Consider the following 4,778-nt stretch of genomic DNA (forward strand, 5'->3'; position numbering starts at 1 on the left):
GGGTTAGTATTTTTTAAATTCCTCATTAATGTTTATTTATTAAAAGAATCTTTGACATTTATATTTATGCGCTTATAATCAATTTTATGGATAAATAATCCCATTTAAATGATTATTTCGATAAACAAAATAGGTTCTTAATTGAGGAGTACTAAATGTTTAAATATCCTGTAAGTCTTATTCAAAGCGATACAGCACAAGGTTATCTATTAACCTGCGATGACATCCCCTCTGTGATAGCGCATGGACATACCATTGCTGCGGCATTAGATGCTGGAAAAATAGTTTTAGAAGCTGCAATTGAGTCTTATCTTGAAGATAAAAAATTAGTGCCTACTCCATCTAAGGCAAAGCGTGGGCAGCGCGGTATTGAATTACCAACCAGCCTTGCTGCCAAGGTGCTGTTGCTGAACGAAATGATTACTCAAAAAGTTCGTCCTGCTGAATTGGCGCGTATGTTAAACACTACACCGCAAGAAGTGAATCGCTTAACCAATGTGCGTCATACCACAAGAATTGATGGCATTGCAGCAGCCTTGCAAGTGTTGGGTAAGCAGCTATATGTAAGGCTTGTTTGAGATATTACTTTTTAACTTACGCAGTCGCTAAGTCAATAAATATTGTGGAGGTCTAAAGTGGAAAATATTAATAGCCAGCCGTTTAATTTAAATAAGGTGAAAGCTTCTATAGTGCAGTGTGCGAAAGCCGTGGGCTCTAGCGAGCAAGTGTTAAAAGACAGTGATTTTGATGACTGGCAGAATGACTATAGCAAGTCTTGGCAAGTGCGATTCATTTACGATTTGCAGTGCTTGCAAAAAGCGATTAAGTTGATTGATGATGCTATATTACAAAAAGATTTGCTTACTGTGGATGAGGCGCTAAGAGACGCTGTCATTCGCTCTAGCTCCATAGCATCAACGTTTGAATACATTACTAGCGATTTGATGCATTTACGGCACATATTGAAAAATGCACCAATCACTGGTAATTCAGAACACTGAGATATCGAGTTTAGTAACAGGGCATTATTTGAATTTTAGTTGGCTGTTTGAATTAATCTTCGATTCTAAAGCCTACTTTTAGCGTGACTTGAAAATGCGCCACTTTGCCATCCACAATATGGCCACGCGTTTCAATGACTTCAAACCAATTCAGATGGTGCAAAGTTTGTGATGCTTTCGCAATTGCAGACTGAATAGCGTCATCTGAACTCACTGCTGATGAGCCAACAAGTTCTATTACTTTGTAGGTATGTGCAGACATATATCCTCCGGCGCGTTAATTAAGTTACATCTATATCATAGCGTTAATTTAACATCGCTACATTACAAGCTACGCTAAATTAAGCACAAGCTACGCTAAATTAAGCATAAGTGTAGCCACTAAGTTACAACTGCTCAATATAGGCGTAAAAAAGCCCGATTCATCATCGGGCCTTTTGTTTAAAGCAAATTGATAAAGCTTATTTGTTTTGTGTTTCAACCATTACCAAAGGTTCTGCGGTTGTCTCAGCTGCGGCTTGTTTTTGCCACGATGCTGCTCTACGCGGTTTGCTAGGTTTTTCAGCTTCAACTGGAGCAGCTACTTTAGCCGTATCGGCTTTAGTTTCGACTAGTTGCAAGCCAACTGCAGCTAAATCTACTGGCTTAGCTTCAGCTTTAGGTTTGCGTCCGCGTGCAGGACGTTTTTTATCTGTTTTCACCGCTGCTTTGTCATCAGCCTCAACAACCTGAGTTGCATTATCGTTTACTGTTGCTGGGGTAGATTCAGTCGCTGGCGCAGATTTCTTGCCCGCAGCTTTTTGTGGCCTTGGTTTTTTCGTTTCCGCAGTGCTTGCAGTCTCTACTTTTGCAGACTCAGTTTTAGTTGCCGCAGCTTCTGTTGCAACATTAGCTTGCGCTGCTTGCTCATTCACCGTTGGTTTGGCGGCTTTAGTTTCAACAGGTGCGCTTTCTTCGACTTTAGCTGAAGCAATCACTGGTTCTACAGCAGCGTTAGCTACGATTTCTTCGTTAGGTACGAAAGGGCGATTGTTTTCACGTGGCGCTGCATTTTCATCACGATCACGACGACCACGACGATTGTTGCGGTTGCGACGTCCAGTACGCTCGGTGCGTTGCTCTGTAGTCTCGTTAGCATTTGCTTCCGGGGCTACTCCGTTCGCAGCCTGGTTACGCTGACTTTCAGCGCGTTCCTGACGTTGTGCATCATTGCGTGGCTGTTGTGGTTTCTGTTGACGTGGCTCTTGCGCTTTGCTTTCTGCTTGACGCGGCTCTTGTGTTTTTGCTTCAGCATTGCGGTTAGGGCGGTCTTGTTGCGCTGCATTTTTCTCGCCACGCTCACCACGATTGCGATCATTGCGGTTACGGTTGCGATTGCGGTTACGGTTGCCTTCGCGACGTGATTCAGCTGCTTTTTCTTCTGCCTTTTCTTCATTGGTTTTGCTACCGAATGCCGCAAAGAAGTTTTTAATTCGCGCAAATAGTGACACTGTAGGCTCAACTTTTTCAGCCACGATAGGTGCTGGTGCAGCAGGCGTAATGCCTTTGACTAAGGCTACCGCTTTAACTGCTTTAGCTTCTTCAGCTGCGTCTGGCAGATAGCTGGTTTCAGCAGGCAATTCAACCATTTTGTAACTTGCACGGTTGGTTTCCAGTGTTACATCATCGTGCTTAATGCGCATGATGTTGTAGTTAGGAGTTTCAAGGTGAATGTTAGGAATCAACACCACTTCAACGCCCATGCGCTGTTCAATTTTATGAATGTCCGCACGTTTTTCATTAAGCAAGAACGTAGCTACTTCAACAGGAAGTTGTACTTGAATAATGGCGCTATTTTCTTTCATCGCGTCTTCTTGCGTGATACGCAAGATATGCAATGCAGTGGATTCAATGCCGCGGATATGACCAGTACCATGACAACGTGGGCATGGGATATGGTTAGTTTCACCTAAGCTTGGACGCAAACGCTGGCGTGATAATTCTAATAAACCAAAGCGTGAGATTTTGCCGGTTTGTACACGTGCGCGATCTAAATGCAAGGCATCACGTAAGGCATTTTCAACTTCACGTTGGTTACGTTGGTTTTCCATATCGATAAAGTCAATGACCACCAAGCCACCTAAGTCGCGTAAGCGTAATTGACGCGCCACTTCTTCAGCCGCTTCGAGGTTGGTATTGAGTGCCGTTTGCTCAATATCGCTACCGCGTGTGGCACGACCAGAGTTAACGTCTACAGAAACTAAAGCTTCAGTGTGGTCAATGACAATTGCGCCACCTGATGGCAAACGTACTTCACGTGCGAATGCTGATTCAATTTGGTGTTCGATTTGGAAACGCGTGAACAGAGGGATTTCATCTTGATATAACTTCACGCGCGCCACATTGCCTGGCATCACGTGGTTCATGAACTGTACCGCTTGTTCGTGAATATCCGGTGTGTCGATGAGAATTTCACCGATGTCTGAACTGAAGTAATCACGAATCGCACGAATCACTAAGCTACCTTCTTGGTAGATCAGGTAAGCGCCAGGCTGCATGGCTGAAGCACCATCAATAGCTGCCCACAATTGCGTGAGGTAGTTTAAATCCCATTGCAGTTCTTCAACGGTGCGGCCAATCCCAGCGGTACGTGCAATGATGCTCATGCCTTTTGGTACTTCGAGTTGCGCTAATGTATCGCGTAGTTCGTCACGGTCTTCGCCTTCAATGCGACGTGACACACCACCACCACGCGGGTTGTTTGGCATTAACACCAAATAACGGCCAGCGAGTGAGATAAACGTTGTGAGCGCAGCACCTTTATTGCCACGTTCGTCTTTATCTACTTGAACGATGATTTCTTGGCCTTCTTTTAAGGCATCTTGAATGCGGGCGCGGCTGTCTGCGCCTTCTTTGTAGTAGCTACGCGCCACTTCTTTGAAAGGTAAAAAGCCGTGACGATCTTGACCGTAGTCAACAAATGCGGCTTCGAGTGAAGGTTCAATACGGGTGATAACACCTTTGTAAATATTGCTTTTGCGCTGTTCTTTACCAGCGTGTTCAATATCTAAATCGATGAGTTTTTGACCATCAACAATCGCAACGCGTAACTCTTCAGATTGCGTTGCATTAAATAACATGCGTTTCATTGTTTGCTCCTGCGCTAGCAAAGGCGAGCAGAAAAACGGCTTAAATTTAAGCTCAGAATGAGAACGTTTAAGGTGAAAGTGTCAAAGCTTGGTTGAATTACTCTAGAAGCAGTATTTTAAATATTGAAACTGCTTATTGAATGCTAACGACATTGCATATAACAAGGGCGCAATTTAACGTTGTATCGCGGTTGGTTAAGATTAATATCTAGCCGCGATTAATATTTAAATGCAATGAGTCAGTTAAACTGAGTCTGTATTTGTCATCTAAATCAAGGTGTTTCATCAGCATAAGCTTGGTATGAAACAGTTTATTTGTGCGTTAAGGCAACCTAATTGCTAAATTTGTGCTTAAATGCGGCCTATACCAGCCAGCTCTAGCTTAAATTCGTTAAAATTCTATCTTTAGTAAATTTCAAATTGTTTAATCAGTTATGCGCTAATCTGCGCTAACCCAATATACCAAATTTGACTATCACTTTAAGTCGCGCTTTATCTTTATTTATCTGCGGCGGCTTGAGCGCTAATTTTTTTACTTACCGCTACTTTATAATATGGCGAGCGGCGTTAACCAAGTAATTTTTTAAATACATTATTAGGTAATTTAATGCCTTAAAACGATGTATTTATTAATATTAAGTGTATTCTT

At 42.8% G+C, this 4,778-nt stretch carries 4 protein-coding genes; 2 read left to right on the forward strand and 2 right to left on the reverse strand.

Translation table 11 applies throughout. The features are described from left to right. The first annotated feature begins 155 nt into the window (after positions 1-155). Together B7X71_RS11990 and B7X71_RS11995 are read left to right on the forward strand one after the other, a co-directional pair. Positions 156-578 carry a type II toxin-antitoxin system HicB family antitoxin gene (locus tag B7X71_RS11990; protein WP_293600845.1) on the forward strand — a complete coding sequence of 141 codons (423 nt, stop codon included), beginning with the start codon at positions 156-158 and terminating at the stop codon, positions 576-578. Positions 579-635: 57 nt separating this feature from the next. Next, complete coding sequence (locus B7X71_RS11995) at positions 636-1,001, forward strand: hypothetical protein (protein ID WP_293599992.1); 366 nt, start codon at positions 636-638, stop codon at positions 999-1,001. A 52-nt stretch (positions 1,002-1,053) separates the two neighbouring features. On the opposite strand, the gene B7X71_RS12000 is transcribed toward B7X71_RS11995, so the two are convergent. Together B7X71_RS12000 and B7X71_RS12005 are read right to left on the reverse strand one after the other, a co-directional pair. Further along, the gene (locus B7X71_RS12000; protein WP_293599993.1) at positions 1,054-1,263 is read right to left on the reverse strand and encodes a dodecin; all 210 of its coding nucleotides are present in this window, start codon (positions 1,261-1,263) and stop codon (positions 1,054-1,056) included. A gap of 199 nt (positions 1,264-1,462) precedes the next feature. Then, positions 1,463-4,129: an Rne/Rng family ribonuclease gene (locus B7X71_RS12005; RefSeq protein ID WP_293600846.1), complete on the reverse strand. Its 2,667-nt coding sequence runs from the start codon at positions 4,127-4,129 to the stop codon at positions 1,463-1,465. Between the last annotated feature and the right edge of the window lie 649 nt (positions 4,130-4,778).

The organism is Polynucleobacter sp. 39-46-10 (assembly GCF_002282275.1).